This is a genomic window from Coleofasciculus sp. A1-SPW-01 (assembly GCF_040217205.1).
In the GTDB taxonomy this organism is placed as follows: Bacteria; Cyanobacteriota; Cyanobacteriia; order Cyanobacteriales; family Coleofasciculaceae; genus Coleofasciculus; species Coleofasciculus chthonoplastes_A.
On sequence record NZ_JAVJNP010000011.1, the window covers coordinates 42,818 to 60,844 of the forward strand.

General features: G+C 46.8%; 12 protein-coding genes. 11 read left to right on the forward strand and 1 reads right to left on the reverse strand.

Annotation, left to right across the window (positions count from 1 at the left end; all coding sequences use genetic code 11):
• Positions 1 to 151: 151 nt before the first annotated feature.
• A complete protein-coding gene (locus RH949_RS01940) occupies positions 152 to 628 on the reverse strand; it encodes a DUF29 domain-containing protein (RefSeq protein WP_006099752.1) in 477 nt (158 codons plus the stop codon).
• Positions 629 to 850: 222 nt separating this feature from the next.
• Between RH949_RS01940 and RH949_RS01945 the strand changes: the two genes are divergently transcribed.
• From RH949_RS01945 to rpmB, 11 genes are all read left to right on the forward strand, one after another.
• Positions 851 to 2,401, forward strand: coding sequence for an NAD(P)H-hydrate dehydratase (locus RH949_RS01945; RefSeq protein ID WP_446351763.1), 1,551 nt, complete (start codon positions 851 to 853; stop codon positions 2,399 to 2,401).
• Positions 2,402 to 3,049: 648 nt separating this feature from the next.
• Positions 3,050 to 4,324, forward strand: a complete 1,275-nt coding sequence (locus RH949_RS01950; protein ID WP_446351740.1) for a dihydroorotase — start codon at positions 3,050 to 3,052, stop codon at positions 4,322 to 4,324.
• A 593-nt stretch (positions 4,325 to 4,917) separates the two neighbouring features.
• Positions 4,918 to 7,581 carry an ATP-dependent chaperone ClpB gene (gene clpB / locus RH949_RS01955; protein WP_446351741.1) on the forward strand — a complete coding sequence of 888 codons (2,664 nt, stop codon included), beginning with the start codon at positions 4,918 to 4,920 and terminating at the stop codon, positions 7,579 to 7,581.
• Between the two features lie 247 nt (positions 7,582 to 7,828).
• Positions 7,829 to 8,812, forward strand: a complete 984-nt coding sequence (gene hpsE / locus RH949_RS01960) for a hormogonium polysaccharide biosynthesis glycosyltransferase HpsE (RefSeq protein WP_446351742.1) — start codon at positions 7,829 to 7,831, stop codon at positions 8,810 to 8,812.
• Positions 8,813 to 9,024: 212 nt separating this feature from the next.
• On the forward strand, positions 9,025 to 9,975 hold the full coding sequence (gene hpsE / locus RH949_RS01965) for a hormogonium polysaccharide biosynthesis glycosyltransferase HpsE (protein WP_446351743.1): 951 nt from the start codon (positions 9,025 to 9,027) through the stop codon (positions 9,973 to 9,975).
• A 249-nt stretch (positions 9,976 to 10,224) separates the two neighbouring features.
• A complete protein-coding gene (gene htpG / locus RH949_RS01970) occupies positions 10,225 to 12,207 on the forward strand; it encodes a molecular chaperone HtpG (RefSeq protein WP_446351744.1) in 1,983 nt (660 codons plus the stop codon).
• Between the two features lie 226 nt (positions 12,208 to 12,433).
• Positions 12,434 to 13,549 (forward strand): polysaccharide pyruvyl transferase family protein, encoded by a 1,116-nt coding sequence (locus RH949_RS01975; protein ID WP_446351745.1) that lies wholly within the window; start codon positions 12,434 to 12,436, stop codon positions 13,547 to 13,549.
• Positions 13,550 to 13,590: 41 nt separating this feature from the next.
• A complete protein-coding gene (locus RH949_RS01980) occupies positions 13,591 to 14,556 on the forward strand; it encodes a glycosyltransferase (RefSeq protein WP_446351746.1) in 966 nt (321 codons plus the stop codon).
• Positions 14,557 to 14,621: 65 nt separating this feature from the next.
• Positions 14,622 to 16,418 carry an asparagine synthase-related protein gene (locus RH949_RS01985; RefSeq protein WP_446351747.1) on the forward strand — a complete coding sequence of 599 codons (1,797 nt, stop codon included), beginning with the start codon at positions 14,622 to 14,624 and terminating at the stop codon, positions 16,416 to 16,418.
• 15 nt (positions 16,419 to 16,433) lie between these two features.
• Positions 16,434 to 17,612, forward strand: a complete 1,179-nt coding sequence (locus RH949_RS01990) for a hypothetical protein (RefSeq protein ID WP_446351748.1) — start codon at positions 16,434 to 16,436, stop codon at positions 17,610 to 17,612.
• Positions 17,613 to 17,665: 53 nt separating this feature from the next.
• Complete coding sequence (gene rpmB, locus RH949_RS01995) at positions 17,666 to 17,902, forward strand: 50S ribosomal protein L28 (RefSeq protein ID WP_446351749.1); 237 nt, start codon at positions 17,666 to 17,668, stop codon at positions 17,900 to 17,902.
• The last annotated feature ends 125 nt before the right edge of the window (positions 17,903 to 18,027 follow it).

An 18,027-nucleotide genomic window follows, 5' to 3' on the forward strand; every position in this document is an offset into this window, starting at 1 on the left:
GTAAAGTCTATTCCAATATTTTAGCTGTGTCACACCAGTAGTGGCGTGGCACACCAAATTTGATGGATTAGCATTACGCAAAAGAAACCTATAAAATCAGGGGCTAAAGCCCCTACTACGAACTACGAACTACAAACGTCTAATATTCGGCTTAACTGTATTCCTCTGGCTCAAAAGTCTCTCCAGGAAAAACGTGGTTATTGAGAATCTGATCCAGAGAATAAGGACATTTTGAGGGAAAGGTTTTGTAACTCAAAGAGGTTTCGCGAACGGCTAAATCTAAGGCATCTTGGTATCCATTCTCTAGGGCTTCAGGTAGGTAAGGTTGCAGACTGGGACTTTTTTTAAGCAGCCGTTCGACGCGACGGCGTTGTTCCCGGATAGTGGCAAACCAACTCCTTGAGCGGTTATCAGGCTGAAACTCCCACTTCAGCAAATGTCCTAATAAAATTCCCAAGCGATTTTCCAACTCTTGGCGTTCCTGCCTACCCAATGCTTCTATCTCCTCAACCAAGTTGGGAATATCTAACTGACTCCACTTTTGTTCCTGGAGCAATTTTGCTTGTTCCTGTGTCCATCCATAAAAGTCGAGTTCGTAAGCTGGAGACGATTTATTGGTTGTTTTCATTGGCTTATTTTGTGGCTAATCTAATGATAGTTTAGATAATTGCTGGTCAATAATTTCTACGGCTATGGGTTATCGGGTCACTACATCCTATAATTTTGATTCAGGGAAGGGAACTGGGGACTTAGATTTTTCAAATGGCTCATCTTTCAGGGGACTGATGCCAATCCATGTCTGATGGCGCAATAATCAAAGATGGCGAAATAGGGAATAACTGCTGTGCAACTGACAAAGCGACGCGAACAAATTGAACAAATCGTAGTCACCGCTGAGCAGATGCGCGAGATTGAAGGGCGTATCTTTGAGGCGGGAATGCCTGTCGCGGCGTTGATGGAAAAGGTGGCGGGGTTGATTACGAGGCGGATTCAAACCCTTTATCCCTACCCGCAAACGCGGCGCGTGGGCGTGTTAGTGGGTCCGGGACATAATGGTGGTGATGCTTTGGTGGTAGCGCGGGAGTTACGGTGTCAGGGCTACGAGGTGCTGATTTACCGTCCGATTAATAAGCTTAAGGAACTAACATCCCACCATGCTCACTATGCTGAAAGTTTGGGGATTCCCTTTTATGAACAGATTAAGCCGTTGCTGGATTGTGATTTAATTATTGATGGATTGTTTGGCTTTGGGCAAACGCGATCGCTCGAAGGAAATCTGGCGGATACGGTTAAGCAATTGAATCAACTATCTCAACCTATCCTCAGTATCGATTTACCCTCTGGAATTCACACGGATACCGGGGAAGTCTTGGGTACGGCAATTCGGGCAAGTCGCACATTCTGCTTGGGGTTATGGAAGCAGGCTTACCTGCAAGATCAAGGATTGGATTATCTGGGGGAGGCGGAATTAATTGATTTCGGTATCCCCTTGGCGGATATTTGGGCAGTTTTGGGTCAATCACCGGGACTCATGCGGGTGACTTCCTCAATGGTGCGGGATTGTCTGCCGTTAAAACGTTCAGCCGCTACCTATAAATATAAGGAAGGGCATCTGCTGCTGATTTGTGGCTCAACCCAATATTCTGGCGGTGCCATTTTAACCGCACTGGGGGCGCGGGCGTCTGGGGTGGGAATGCTGTCTGTGGCGGTTCCGGATTCGCTGAAACCGTTATTAGTTAGTCATGTGCCGGAATCGCTGGTGATTGGGTGTCCGGAAACCCCCAGTGGCGCGATCGCACAACTTCCTGATTCTGTAAACTTAAGTAAATTTAGTGCGATCGCCTGTGGTCCGGGTTTGACGCTGGATGCTAAGTCTTTGGTACAAGGATTAATGGGGGTGGAATGTCCCCTGATTTTAGACGCCGATGGCTTAAATAGTTTGGCGGAACTGAAAACGATTCCCACGTTAATCCGGCGTCAGGGGGCGACGGTTTTAACCCCACATATCGGTGAGTTCAAGCGGTTATTTCCTGATTCGGCGGAGTTACTTCCAAATCGCGTAAGCGCGGTACAGAAGGCGTCTGTGCTGAGTCGATCCGTGATTTTATTAAAAGGCGCCAGAAGTGCGATCGCGAATTCTCAGGGATCGGTTTGGTTGGTGCCAGAAAGTACACCTGCGTTAGCCCGTGGTGGGAGTGGCGATGTGCTTACGGGGCTGATTGGCGGTTTAGTCGCACAGCCAGCTACAGCTAAATTTCCCTTAGACGCCATCGTCGCGGCGGCGGTTTGGTGGCACGCCAAAGCTGGAATTTTAGCCGCACAGGAACGCACGGAGTTGGGCGTGGATGCTTTTACTTTGTCAGAGTATCTCATCCCCGTGTTTCAAGACAGTAGAGGGTAGAGATAGGGGAGATAGGGGAGATGGGGGAGATGGGGGAGATGGGGGAGATGGGAAGAGTTTTGAAAGTTGTAGGGGCGGGTTTTACCATTAACGGGAAGGTTTTCACCCTGATATAACTAAACCCGCCCCAACGGAGTGCCAGAATTCTTCGACCAAGGACAAATGACGAATGACGAATGACGAAATAAAGATATAAGAAATATAAATATAAAAATTGAGGCAGGATAAAACTCAAGATTTTGTGAATTTTTAATAAAGTCTACAGCCGTTAGACGAAATTCTCTACACCAGAAGTGTTTACAGCATTAGCTTTTCGGAAGGTTCATCTATTTATCGGTCTTCCGCTGCAATACATCTCGGTATAGAAATAAGGTAAGCCATTCTTGATCCTGAGTTTTTGTCACTCGATCATGACGTTTGCCTGGAACACTTGACTTGACAAATGCTCTGTGTACGGCTAATATTTTTGACTTTGTTCAACAAGCAAAAATTGTCCAATCTCCGGATTTCTTATTTGTCCAGTATTTCGCTGTTGTGGCAACCGAAAAATGACCAACTGAACCCTCCGTCCTTAAATCCCCATGTTGTGGCAACCGAAAAATGACCAACTGAACCCTCCGTCCTTAAATCCCCAATTGTGTGTTTCCCATGACTAATGAACTACTGCAACAAGTCCGGATTTTAGATCCGGTGTCTGGAACCGACCAACTCGCTGATGTGCTAATTACAGATGGCATCATCAAGGCTGTTGCACCGAAAATTGCGGAGTGGTCAAGTGATACGGTGGTGCGGGATTGCCAAGGTCTAATTTTAGGGACTGGCTTAGTTGATCTTTACAGTCATTCGGGGGAGCCCGGATATGAGGAACGAGAAACCTGGGCATCACTTCTCGCCGCAGCGACGGCGGGCGGCTTTACCCGACTAGCAATTTTACCGGATACAGTACCACCGTTAGATAATCCCTCTGGACTTGCCCGTGTGCGCCAGCAGGAGGGTTCCCATCCCAGCCACTCTTCCCCTCACCTGTATTACTGGGGGGCGATAACCCAGGGCGTGGAAGGACAACAGATGACGGAATTAGCTGAGTTAGCCGCCGCAGGTGTCGTGGGTTTTGCCGATGGGCGTCCTTTATCGAATCTGGCACTATTGCGGCGAGTGTTAGAATACCTGCACCCCTTGCCAATCCCAGTGGCGTTATGGGCGTGTGACCCCAAGTTAAAGGGAAATGGGGTGATGCGGGAAGGGGCGAATTCTATCCGTTTTGGGATTCCTGGAAATCCTGCGATGTCAGAATCAGCCGCATTATCTGCCATCTTAGAAGTGGTGAGTGCGATCGCGACTCCGGTTCATTTGATGCGTATATCAACCCGTCGCGGTGTGGAATTGATTCAAGAGGCGAAAGCACGAGGCGTCCCAGTTACTGCCAGCACCTCTTGGATGCATTTGCTACTGGATACTCAAGATTTAAGTAATTATAATCCCAATTTACGCCTAGACCCCCCATTAGGTAATCCCGATGACCGCATCGCCCTCATTGAAGGCATTCGGGATGGGGTGATTGATGCCATTGCTATTGACCATACACCCTACAGCTACGAAGAGAAAACAGTTGCCTTTGCCGAAGCGCCACCAGGAGTTATTGGTTTAGAGTTAGCGTTACCCTTACTTTGGCAATATTTAGTGGAAACGGGCGTATGTTCAGCATTGCAACTGTGGCAAACTATTAGCACAAATCCAGCGTCTTGTCTAGGTCAATCCCCTGCCAAGATTGCCAATGATCAACCCGCCGAACTGGTGTTATTTGACCCGCAGCAGAGTTGGACAGTGGCACAAGATACCCTGAAATCCCTCTCTAGGAATACACCCTGGTTTGGGAAAAAACTTAGGGGACGCACGGTTAAAACGTGGTCAGGATTGACATAATTTTATCCTTGAACCACCATTTGTAGGGAACCCTTCATTTAATCTTACGCCCGGAAACCGTAGGGGCGCACCGACGTGCGCCCGATTCAGATGTTATAGCAGTAAGCTGTCATGCATTTAAATTGGGTATTAGTAGCGAGCAAGATGCAAAGCCTGCGGCATGGCTTCGCTAAACGCACTACAACCCGGATTTCGTTATTATTGACATTAAGGTTTAAATGCCGAACAGCTTAGTTGAACGGGGTCTATAGGACGGCACATTTTTCCCGAATATAAAATCACCTAAACTGCTCAGAAAAGTCAAGCCCTAATTCTATTGTTTTTGGAAATCTATTTTATTCAAGTCATGGGCTACTTATGTAGAATGTTTGAGAAGATGAACGCTAAAACTATTATGATGGGATAAGGCTAATGCCCTCAATGGCTTTTCCAAATTGAGATGCTCTTACCCTAGTGCCATTGCCTGATCACCCACCCACATTTGTCACCACCGTTGCTAAATCGACGGCTATTTCACTTTTATCGAGAGTAGATTGTTATACTGCCACTGGGAGATACTATTCAATCAAGACTCGATAAGCAGATAACCACTCATGCAGCCCACCGACGCCAGCAAATTTACCGACAAAGCCTGGGAAGCGATCGTTAAATCCCAAGACGTTGCCCGCCGCTGTCGCAATCAACAGCTAGAAGTTGAACATGTGGCGATCGCACTCTTGGAACAAGAGGGGTTAGCCACCCGGATTCTCTCACGGGTGACGGTGGATGTGCCGACGTTTAAGCAGCAATTGGAAGCCTTCGCCAACCGCCAAGCTAAGGTGAATAATGTTGACCAACTCTACCTGGGGCGAGGCTTGGATATTATGCTGGATAATGCCGAGGCATCCAGAGTCGCCCTGGAAGATGATTATATTGCGGTTGAGCATTTACTCTTGGGATTAGCCGTTGATGAACGGATTGGACGCCGCTTGTTTAAAGGGTTTGACCTGGATAGTCCCAAACTCGAAGCCGCAATTAAAGCAATTCGGGGTTCGCAAAAAGTCACCGATCAAAGTCCCGAATCCCGCTATGAAGCGCTAGAGAAATTTGGGCGGGATTTGACCGAACAAGCCAAAGCCGGGAAACTTGATCCGGTAATTGGGCGGGATGAAGAGATTCGTCGGGTGGTGCAAGTCTTATCCCGCCGTTCCAAAAATAACCCGGTACTCATTGGAGAACCCGGTGTCGGCAAAACCGCGATCGCAGAAGGATTGGCACAACGGATAATTAATGGAGATGTGCCAGAATCCCTCAAAGAACGCCAGTTGATTTCCCTGGATATGGGGAGTTTAATTGCGGGGGCGAAATATCGAGGGGAATTTGAAGACAGACTCCGCGCCGTGTTACGGGAAGTTACCCAGTCTGATGGGCATATTGTCCTATTTATTGATGAATTGCACACCGTTGTCGGTACCGGATCAGGTCAAGGGACAATGGATGCCGGGAATTTACTCAAACCCATGCTAGCGCGAGGCGAATTGCGCTGTATTGGTGCCACTACCTTAGATGAGTACCGCAAGCATATTGAAAAAGACGCCGCCTTGGAACGACGGTTTCAACAGGTACTGGTGCGACAGCCGACGGTGGACAATACGATTTCTATTTTACGGGGACTTAAGGAACGCTACGAAGTTCACCATAATGTGACGATTACTGACTCCGCCTTAGTCGCCGCCGCGACGCTATCGAATCGGTATATTAGCGATCGCTTTTTGCCAGATAAAGCCATTGATTTAGTTGATGAAGCCGCCGCTAAGCTGAAAATGGAGATTACCTCCAAACCCGTGGAACTCGAAGCCATTGATCGCAGGCTGATGCAGCTAAAGATGGAAAAGCTATCCCTAGAAGCCGAAAGCCAGCGTCAGGGTGTCGCCGCCGTTAGCAGTGCTTATCAGTCGTCTCAGGAACGGTTAGCCCGGATTGAACAAGAGATTGAACAACTCGAAACCAATCACCAACAGCTTAACGGACAATGGCAATCGGAAAAACAACTTTTAGAAGAAATTAATACCCTGAAAAAAGAAGAAGACCAACTCCGGGTTAAAATTGAGCAAGCAGAACGGGCTTATGACCTGAATCAAGCCGCCCAGCTTAAGTATGGACAATTAGAGGTACTCCAGCACGATCGCGAGGCAAAAGAGACGATGATGATGGAACTCCAAGCAAAGGGTTCCGCCTTACTCCGGGAACAAGTCACCGAAGCCGATATTGCCGAAATTGTCGCCAAGTGGACTGGGATTCCCGTAAAACGATTGCTGGAGTCGGAACGCCAGAAACTCTTACAGCTAGAAGGACATCTGCATAAACGAGTCATTGGACAAGGAGAAGCCGTGGAAGCCGTAGCCGCCGCCATTCGTCGTGCTAGGGCGGGGATGAAAGATCCCGGACGCCCCATCGGTTCATTCCTCTTCTTGGGACCCACAGGTGTGGGGAAAACGGAATTGGCGCGGGCTTTGGCACAGTTCCTTTTTGACAGCGAGGATGCTTTAGTCCGGATTGATATGTCCGAGTATATGGAGAAACACGCCGTTTCCCGGTTAATTGGCGCACCTCCCGGATATGTTGGCTATGAAGAAGGAGGACAACTCACCGAAGCCATTCGCCGTCGCCCCTACTCGGTAGTGTTACTGGATGAAGTGGAAAAAGCACACCGAGATGTATTTAACATTTTATTACAAGTCCTTGACGACGGACGCATTACCGACTCCCAAGGGCGAACCGTGGATTTCCGCAATACGATTATTGTCATGACCAGTAATATTGGCAGTGATCATATCCTGAATGTAGCGGGAGATGATGCCCAATATGAGGAGATGCGGAAGCGAGTCACCGATGCCTTAAGAAAGCAATTTCGCCCCGAATTCGTCAACCGTGTCGATGATATCATCATCTTCCACACCCTGACGCGCAAGGAACTGCGGCAAATTGTCGAGATTCAACTGCGACGGATTGAACAGTTGTTAGCGGATCAGAAAATCTCCATTGAACTGTCATCGACGGCGCAAGACTATGTGGTGAATGTCGGGTATGATCCCGTCTATGGGGCGCGTCCTCTGAAGCGAGCAATCCAACGGGAACTGGAAAACCCAATTGCCACGAAGTTATTAGAAAACACATTTGGGGCGGGAGATACAATCCTCGTTCATTGTGTGGATAACGCCCTCACCTTTGAGAAAAAGGAGGCAGTAAATTTGCCGGAACCGCAATCGGTACATTGAACGGGTTTCGTAAAAAATCTTCATTAAAGTTTTAGGAGAATCTCTCCCGAATTCAGCTACTATTCAGTTAGGATCAGAATCCAGGACAGGGGCATCTCAATAAAACCTTAAAAGTTCGTAGTAAGCACTTTAGCGCCATCATTAGCGCCATCAGTGCCTCAGAACTAACCACAAACACTTAAGCCGATTATCTTCTCAACTAGGCAAAAGTGACATTTGACTTTTGACCTTTAACTTTTGACTTGTTATGTCCCTTAACTTTACCGTCGCGATTCCCACCTACAATGGCGGAAGCCGAATCCCCGAAGTATTAGAACAACTGCACCGTCAAACGGGTACAGAATCGATTCGCTGGGAAGTTATCGTTATTGATAATAACAGTACCGATAATACGGCTGAGATTGTTAAAGCGTATCAGGAAAACTGGTCTCCCGACAATCCCTTACGATACTGCGTTGAAGCGAGACAAGGGGCAGGATTTGCCCGACAGTTAGCCGTTCAGGAAGCGCAAGCGCCCCTCATTGGCTTTTTAGATGATGATAACATTCCCGCCCTCAATTGGGTGGCTGCTGCAGTTAGCTTTGCTCAAGCCTATCCCCAGGCGGGAGCCTATGGAAGTCAAATCCACCCCGACTTTGAAGTACCGCCTCCAGACAGCTTACAACCTATCTTACCCTTTTTGGCGATCGCAGAACGCGGTGACCAACCCTTTCGCTACGAACCCCGCCACAAATTATTACCCCCTTCAGCCGGATTAGTTATCCGGAAACAGGCTTATCTTGACAGTGTTCCTAGTCAACTGATTTTAACCGGAAGAATTCAGGGAAATATGCTCACCGGGGAAGACTTGGAAATGTTAAGTTATATGCAGCTCAACGGCTGGGAAATTTGGTATAACCCAGCTATGGAAATCGACCATAAAATCCCCCAGAAACGCTTAGAACGAGACTATTTAATTCCCTTTATGCGTGGCATTGGACTTAGCCGTTTTGTCACCCGCATGTTAAGTGTTAAACCTTGGCAACGCCCCTTAGCTTTTGTTGCCTATACCGTTAACGACTTGCGGAAACTCATTATTCACAGCCTTAAATATCAGGGAAAACGTCAATCGGATTTAGTCGCCGCTTGTCAATGGCAACTTGTTTTGAGTAGTTTAGAGAGTCCATTCTATTTATACAAAAATGGCTATTTCAATCGCCCTAACCAAATCATTACCCTGAAAGGTAAGTAGGTGGCTAGAACAAAAACACCATCAATACTGTTCGATTAAGGGGAGATGGGGGACACCTCGACTTCGCTCGGTGTGTCAGATGGGGGAGATTATGTAGGGGCGGGTTTCACTACTATCTTTTTGGTTACACCCAGATGTAAATAAACCCGCCCCGACTAAATGACGAAAGACCAATGACAAATAACCAATGACAACTGACTAATGACAAAACAATGTCTATAGACTTTACAGTAGCGATTCCTACATATAATGGTGCCAGCCGTTTGCCGAAGCTGTTTGAGAAACTGCGACAGCAAACAGGTTTAGACCAGATTTCCTGGGAAATAATTGTGATTGATAATAACAGTAGCGATAATACCGCTCAAGTGGTGCAGGAGTATCAAATGAACTGGCTACCTGGTGTTCCCTTAACCTACATCCTGGAACCGGAACAAGGTGCCGCTTATGCCAGATTACGGGCAGTAAAAGAAGCGCAGGGGGAACTCATTGGATTTTTAGATGATGATAACTTACCCAATCCAGACTGGATAGCCCAAGCGTATACCTTTGCCCAGGAACATCCCCAAGCCGGTGCATTTAGTGGGCAAATTCATGGCGACTTTGAAGTCGAACCGCCAGAAAACTTTCAACGTATTCAAGCTTTTCTTGCTATTCGGGAACATGGTTCTACGCCTCATCAATTTGAACCAGAAAACTTGAGATTACCGCCTGCGGCTTCATTGGTGGTGCGAAAAAAAGCCTGGTGTGATAGTGTTCCGTCGCGTCCCCGGTTAACAGGTAAATTACCGGGAGTGATGATACAGGGGGATGACTATGAACCCTTACTCTATATGTATAAAGCTGGATGGGAAATTTGGTATCATCCAGACTTGCATACCTATCATCAAATACCGCGATGGCGATTAGAACGGGATTATTTACTCTCTATTTCCCGAGGTTGTGGGTTAGCCACCTGCCAGTTGCGGATGTTGAATGCTAAACCTTGGCAGAAACCACTGATTATTATTCGCAACCTTTTAGGCAGCTTGCGTCGAGTTGTTTTGCAGTTTCTTAAATATCGGGGGCAATTCAAGACTAATCTAATTGCAGCTTGTGAAATGGAATTTTTCTGGGGAAGTTTAATTAGTTCATTTTTGGTTGTGAAACGAAGTTCATTAACATAAATATAAACTTGAAGCGAAACTCAAGGTATTGCCAGATAATCCCCAAGTTGCTGTCGTCTATAGAGGGATACTAAAACGGTTGAAAACGTTGTTTCGCCATAAACCGTTAACTGGAGTTGCGCCAGTCAGCCCCCTCTGAAGTCTCAAGTGAGGAAATCCGAATCTTATCCGTGGGTCATCCCCTCCTGAAAACTAGCCGCGATCGCGCAAAATCATCAATGAACCCTAAACCTATATGGCGTGATACCTATGACTGTACTCGAACAGGGAAAAATCACCATTCATACTGAGAATATCTTTCCCATTATCAAGAAGTCGCTCTACACCGACCACGAAATCTTCTTGCGGGAATTGATTTCCAACGCTGTGGACGCCATCCAGAAGCTGAAGATGGTCTCCTACTCTGGGGAAGTGGATGGGGATGTGGGGGAACCGGAAATTACCATTTCCCTGGATAAAAATAACAAAACCCTCTCCGTCTCCGATAACGGAATTGGCATGACGGTTGAGGAGGTGAAAAAATACATTAACCAAGTTGCCTTCTCCAGCGCCGAAGAGTTTATCCAGAAATACCAAAAAGACGCTGACCAGCAGATTATCGGTCACTTCGGCTTGGGCTTCTACTCCTGCTTCATGGTGGCAAAGAAAGTAGAGATTGATACCCTCTCCTACCAAGCCGAGGCTGAGGCGGTGCATTGGTCCTGTGATGGGTCGCCTCAGTTTGAATTGTCGGAATCCTCTCGCCAGGAACGGGGAACCACGATTACACTGACGCTACAGGATGAGGAAACAGAATATGCAGAACCTGCCCGGGTTCGCCAACTGGTGAAGAAGTACTGCGACTTCATGCCTGTACCGATTAAGATGGATGGCGAGGATCTCAATCAACACAAGGCACTGTGGAAACAATCACCACGGGATCTCAAGGATGAGGACTATTTAGAATTTTATCGCTATCTGTATCCGTTTCAGGAAGACCCCCTGCTGTGGGTGCATCTGAAGACCGATTATCCGTTTTTGTTGAATGGGATTCTCTATTTCCCCAAACTGAAGCCAGATGTAGATGTGACCAAAGGTCATATCAAGCTATTCTGTAATCAGGTCTTTGTCAGCGACAACTGCGAAGAAGTCATTCCCAACTTCCTCATGCCCTTGCGCGGGGTAATTGATAGTCCCGACATTCCCATCAATGTGTCCCGTTCCGCCCTCACCAATGACCGGACGGTGCGCCGGATTGCGGATTTTATCGCCAAGAAAATTGCTGACCGTCTCAACCAACTGTATACTGAGCAACGGCAAGACTATATCCGCTGCTGGCAAGATGTGGGCACCTTTGTTAAGTTTGGGGCGCTGAATAACGATAAGTTCAAAAAGCAAGTCGAAGATATCATTCTCTATCGCACCACCTATTCTGGGGAATCAGAAAGCCAAGCAGAGACACCGGAGGTAGAGGTGCAGTCGCCAGAAGACGATGCTTGGCAAGAGGTGAGTCCATCCGCCGTGAATCAGGATGAGCAAGGGCGAACCTATACGACGCTGAAAGAGTATTTAGACCGCAACAAAGCCAAGCACGAGAACCACGTCTTCTACTGCACCGACGAAGCCGCCCAAGCCACGTATGTGGAACTGCACAAGAATCAGGGCTTAGAAGTCCTCTATATGGACTCGTTTATCGATACCCACTTTATTAGTTTCCTGGAACAGGAATACTCGGATGTGAAGTTCTCGCGGGTGGACTCAGAGTTAGATAATACCCTGGTTGACCAAGACAAGGCGTCGGATATCGTTGACCCTAAAACCAATAAGACTCGTAGCGAACTGATTAAGGAGTTATTTGAGCAGGCGATAAATAAGCCCAAGGTGAATGTGAAAACCCAGGCGCTGAAATCCGATGACCCCCAAGGAACACCGCCAGCGATGGTATTATTACCGGAAGCCATGCGACGGTTACAGGATATGACCGCCCTACTGCAGCAGCAAGCGGCGCAGTTTCCGGAGGAGCATATTTTAGTGGTGAATACGGCGCATCCCTTGATTCAGAACTTGGTGGAGATTAGTCAGGGGAGTATTGTTCAAGGGGCGGGTTCATCGCCGAGTGGAGAACTGGCAAATCAAATTTGTCAACACGTCTATGATTTGGCATTAATGGCGCAACGGGGCTTTGACGCCAACGGAATGAAGGCGTTTGTAGAACGGTCGAATCAGGTGTTGACGCGGTTAACTGAACGCTAGATACCTGTAGGGGCGCACGCTTCGTGCGCCCTCACCGACGTGCATTACAGTCTATCCCAGGTTGCTAATAATTTATTACCAAAGGTTGGCAAATAGCAATTATTTTTGTTAAAACTTGGCTAGGTAACTGGTGCTGGGTGGTCTTATGGTTAATCTAAAAAATCACAGAATTTCAAGAATGACCTAACTCCAGCCAGTAAAAATTAACCAATCCCAATCGCCCCCTATGACAGAATTACCGGATAGCTCAACTCCTGCTCAAATTAAGGGTATACTCCATCAAGCGTTAGGAAACCTGGAAAAGTTTGATAATTGTGCATTGCTCGATTACCCAAATCATCTCAATATTGGTGACGAAATGATTTGGTTAGGTGAACTATTTTACTTAATAGATTGTCTAAAAACTCAAATAGATTATGTAGCCAGTGCTGACTCTTTTTCAGCAAAAGTCATGGAAAATAAGGTAGGTAAAGCCCCCATACTACTCCATGGTGGCGGTAACCTGGGAGATTTGTGGCCTAAGTATCAAAGCTTTCGCCATGAGATTATATCAAACTACCATGACCGACCTATAATTATACTGCCTCAGAGTATTTATTTTGCTGATATAGATAATTTAAAACGAGCTGCTAATATATTTAATTCTCATCCAAATTTAACTATTTTTGCTCGCGAGAACTATAGTTATCAAATAGCGCTAAATTATTTCTCAAATTGTCGCGTAATTAAGTCGCCTGATATGGCTTTTCAAATGGTGGGAATGCCAGTAATTTCCTTTACAACTAAGTCGAACTCAAATATTTTGTATCAAAGAAGACAAGACCAAGAGTTAAGTCAATCCTTTGCTCCCCCTTCTATTGACATTGAAAACTTAGTTGTAGAAGATTGGAGATCCTATCAATGGATTTATAGAGAGAAACTCAAGAATGCCCAAGTGTGGTATTGGCAGATTCCCGGTAGCGTTCGGATAATGCGAGAGGTTTGGCAGCGAGGTTTGGCAAATCCTAGAGAGTGGATTTCTCGAACTCTCTGGAACAAAATGCATCCCTATGCTGCTAAATTTGATCGGGCAGACCAACCCAACTTGCACAAAAAAGCTTGGGAGTTAATGCATTGTGGTATTTATCAATTTAATAACTATAAATATGTTATTACTAATCGACTTCATGGGCATATATTATGTTTGATTTTAGGTAAGCCTCATGTATTATTGCCGAATAAATATTACAAAAATAAATCTTTTTATGAAACCTGGACTTCTTCTATTCCTTTTTGTCGATTTGCTCAAAATGAGTCACAAATTAAAGTGGCTGTTAGTGAAATTAGAGAATTTTGTTTCTAATTCATAGTTATTTTTTTGGCTAGGTATGTTTTTTATTTATTATGCCTAAAATATCTGTAATAATTCCGGTTTATAATGGAAAAGAAACCATCAAAGAAACAATTACATCAGTATTAAATCAAACGTTTTCAGATATTGAAATTTTAGTCATTAATGATGGCTCGACAGACGGCACCTTAGAAGTCGTTGATAGTATTCAAGATCCTCGCTTAAACGTTTTTTCCTATGCCAATGCCGGTTTAGCGGCGAGTCGCAATCGAGGTTTTGCCCTAGCTAGGGGTGACTATGTTTCCTTTATGGATGCAGATGACCTATGGACACCCGATAAGTTAGAGGCTCAATTTAAGGCGCTGCAAGCTACTCCTCAAGCCGCCGTAGCTTATAGCTGGACTGATTATATTGATGAATTTGGACATTTTTTATATCCAGGGAGTCATGTCACTGAAACGGGAGATATTTTGGCAAAGTTGTTGCTGAATAACGTTTTAGAAAATGGCTCAAATGCTTTGATTCGTAAACAAGCGTTACAGGAGGTAGGCGGCTTTGATGAATCCCTGACTGCGGCAGAAGATTGGGATATGTGGCTGCGGTTGGCATCTCGCTATCATTTTGTCGCTGTTCCATCTGCTCAAATTTTATATCGACAACCTGTTCATTCCATGTCGGCTAATATTAGCCGCCAAGAAACAGAATGTTTGAAAGTTATAGAACGTCATTTTCATCAAGCACCTGAATCATTGCAGCATCTCAAGAGGTTTAGCATAGCTAATCTCTACACGTACTTGCTCTTTAAAGTGCTAGCTAGCCCTCTTGAGCGCCAAAAAAGTCTGATCGCCGCACGGTGTTTTTGGCAAGCGGTGAGACATGATCCAACATTGCTGCGACGACGATCGCGCCTGATGTTGATCGTCTTGTTTAAAATAGCTGCACCCCTGATCCTACCACCTACACAAGCTCAAACCTGGCATTCGAGGCTGAAGAATTTATCGAAAAAGAAAATGACTTAGCAAGACGCTCACTCCATTCATCCACCAATTAGTGGTTCTCTCGTTCTCGGCTACACTCATAAATTATGGCAAACTTTATTATCCTTATCGATCCCGATTCTGAGCGTCGATCGCACTACATTAAAACCATAGAACCGCTCTTACCGCCAGTCGCCAATCTAGTCACCCATTCCTGTAGTGGGGGAAACTTCCATGCCATCTGGGCGGCTCATCCCCAAGCACCGATTAGTACCGTGACGACTGCCGAGGGGGCTGCAATTATATGGGGGGAAGCCATCACACCTGATTCATCCACTAGAATTGATGCGGCTCGTTTGCAACGCCTTTGGCATAATGCTCCCGCAACATCCTATTTCGACGGCTATTATGCGGCGGTGGTTTATGAGCCAGACGGCAGACTGATGGTTGGAGCCGATGTCTTAGGTATTTTCCCCGTTTACTACTATACCCACCAGGATGTTGCCTTAGTTGCCTCTAGTCCAGAACTTTTCCCATACCACCCCAAGTTCCAAACTCAGTTCAACCCGGCTGGCTTGGTGGGGATTCTATTGACTAATGGCTTATTTAAGGATCAAACCTTATGGCAAGATGTTCAACGTTTAAGTGCGGGTCATTTGCTCACCTGGCAACCCGAAACCTCACCTCAGCTGATCCAACAGTATCAAATTCCTGGTTCGGGTCCGGATCATCCCTATACGCAGCTTTCCTTTGCCGAGCAACTCGACCAACTGGATCATAGCCTCAACCAGGCGATCGCGCGTCATGCACCAGCCGATAAATCCTATAGCCTGCTTCTGTCTGGGGGACTCGATTCCCGAATGCTGGCTGGATATCTTGATCAACAGGGGCGTCAACCCATCGCCCTGACGTTGGGAATTCCCAGCGATATCGAGATGCAGTGTGCTATTCCCGTCGCCCGGACTCTTGGTTTCAACCATCGCCCCCTGAATATCTCATTCAAACAGTATCCCACCTATGCCGAAACCTTGGCGAATTGGGATCATTTAGCCAGTGGCTATAACTGGGTGATGAATTGGGGGCTTCCCTCGGCGTTAGCCCAATTTCCACCCAACTTGGTTACGGGTTATTTAGTTGATCGAGTCATTGGCGGAAAATGGAATTACTCCCTTACCCCCAAAACCCTTTCCTTTGACACCTTTTTTGCCAAAATAAACGCTTGTGCTTTAAGCCAAAATGTGCTAAAAAAACTCCTCCGTCCCGACGTATTTGGTGACTTAGTTGCGGATACATTAGAACAGATTCGAGAGGTTTACATTAGCTATTCTCCAATAGAATCAGCCAGAGCCTGCTGCTTTGAATATTACCACCGACAGCGGTTTCATATTGGCTCCATGGCATGGCAAGCCTGCTTTGGCGCTTGGCCCATCCTGCCGGTTCTCGATCAACAATTGCTGGATATGACCGCCAAATTTCCGGTGCAAAGCTTCGCCCACCGACAAGCCCAAAATCAATTGGTCTGTACTCACTTTCCCCAACTGGCACGACTTCCCCTGGATCGGAACGATTTTAACGTTGAACCGTTACTGTCCAGCCCAACCCGTCAACGACTGGCACGCCTATTTTTTTTACAACTAAAATGGAGGCGATTGCTGCGAAAACTGGGCTATGATCGACGCTATTATTACCGCGTTTATGATATCAATAATCCGGGATGGAAGGCAGTACGATACCTGGCAGAACCTCAACGACAGCAAATAGGGGAGCTATTTGATCTAGATGTTCTTGAACAGCTTTTGCCGCCGCCCCATCTACCGATCAAGCTAGGATTTGATCCGATTCCTGAATCCTCTGGACTCAAGGCGTTACTCGGCTTTTTGCTTTGGTCAAAAGACCATTTGTAATGAGGATAATTAACGATGCAGCAACTACATCTTTGGCCCGAAGCCGCCATTGAGGTTGACGGTGCAACCACAGTTCGTGTCACCGTTGAGCCACCGAATCAATCGCGGCTTTCCCTGTGGTATCGGGTTCCATCGGAGTATTCGTCTCTGATTGCGCCAAATTGTGATGCGTTTGTTGTCGCCACCCAAATGAAGGCGATGAGCCAAGGTTGGGATATGGTCATTCATGGGGAGGTTTCGCCTTCCCTGTTGCAAAATCTAACCGAGTTTCAAGCCGCTTGGAGTTGTTGGCGTCCCCAGCGCTATCAGTCGGTTCAGATTAGCGCCGAGGTGGAGCAGGAATTGTCCATTATTCACCCCTGTGACCAGGCGATCGCGGCTTTTTCCGGGGGAGTCGATAGTTGTTTTACCCTATTTCGTCATCTTACAGGTCAGTGTGGTCGCCTGCAACGTCCACTCAAGGCTGGGTTAATGGTTCATGGGTTTGATATTCCCCTGGATCAGCCCCAGGTGTTTGAGCGGGCGGCACAACGTTCGCAAAAAATGCTGGCTAGCTTGGGTGTGGCGTTGATCCCCATGGCAACGAATTTCCGAGAATTGAAACAAAATTGGGAAGATGCCCATGGAATTGGTTTGGTGTCTTGTCTAATGCTGCTTCAAGGCGGGTATGGAGTGGGCTTGGTTCCCAGTACGGAACCCTATCAAGCTTTGATTCCCTGGGGGTCTAATCCTGTCACCGATCAGTTGCTCTCCAGTCGCACCTTTAAAGTCGTCCATGATGGGGCGGCGTTTACTCGCATTGAAAAAGTGGAACAACTGGGTCAATGGCAAGAAGCGTTAACTGGATTGCGGGTATGTTGGCAGGGTCAAGAAAAAGACCGCAACTGTGGACGCTGTGAGAAGTGTATTAGAACGATTCTCAATTTTCGGGTTGTGGGGTTGGGATTACCCCCCTGTTTTGAGCATGATATCAGGGATGAGGATATTTTGAGGTTGCAGGGTTTGAATGAGTTGCAAATTTCTGAGTTGGAGCAGATTTATCGGGTAGCGCTGGCTAGGTCTATTTCTGGGTCTTGGGTAGAGGCTTTGCACAAATGTATCCAACGCAATCGCCGACAGGTTGCTTTCCATCAGTTTAAACATTGGGTGAAAGCTCGTTTACCCAAAGTAGTTACGGCGAGCCTGTCTCAATAGCTGATTGCCTATTGGCTTATTATAGAAAACGGACTCTAGATCTTGAGATAATTATGTCACGCCGATGTCAGCTTACGGGGAAAAAAGCCAATAACGCTTACGCAATCTCCCACTCCCACCGCCGCACCAAGAAACTCCAGCAAGCCAACCTGCAATCGAAGCGGGTGTGGTGGCAAGAAGGCAATCGCTGGGTGAAGCTTAAGCTGTCTACCAAGGCGATTAAAACCTTGGAGAAGAAGGGACTGCAAGCCATGGCAAAAGAAGCGGGGATTAACTTGCATCATTACTAAGTTGCTCACGGTGAGCCTGGCTCACTCCTTCAGTGGCAAGCCCAATTGTCGTGGTGTGACACAGATACACGTCAGTTTGTTCCTACAGTGTCTGGGCGCAAGCCTTGCGCCCCTACTTAACTAAA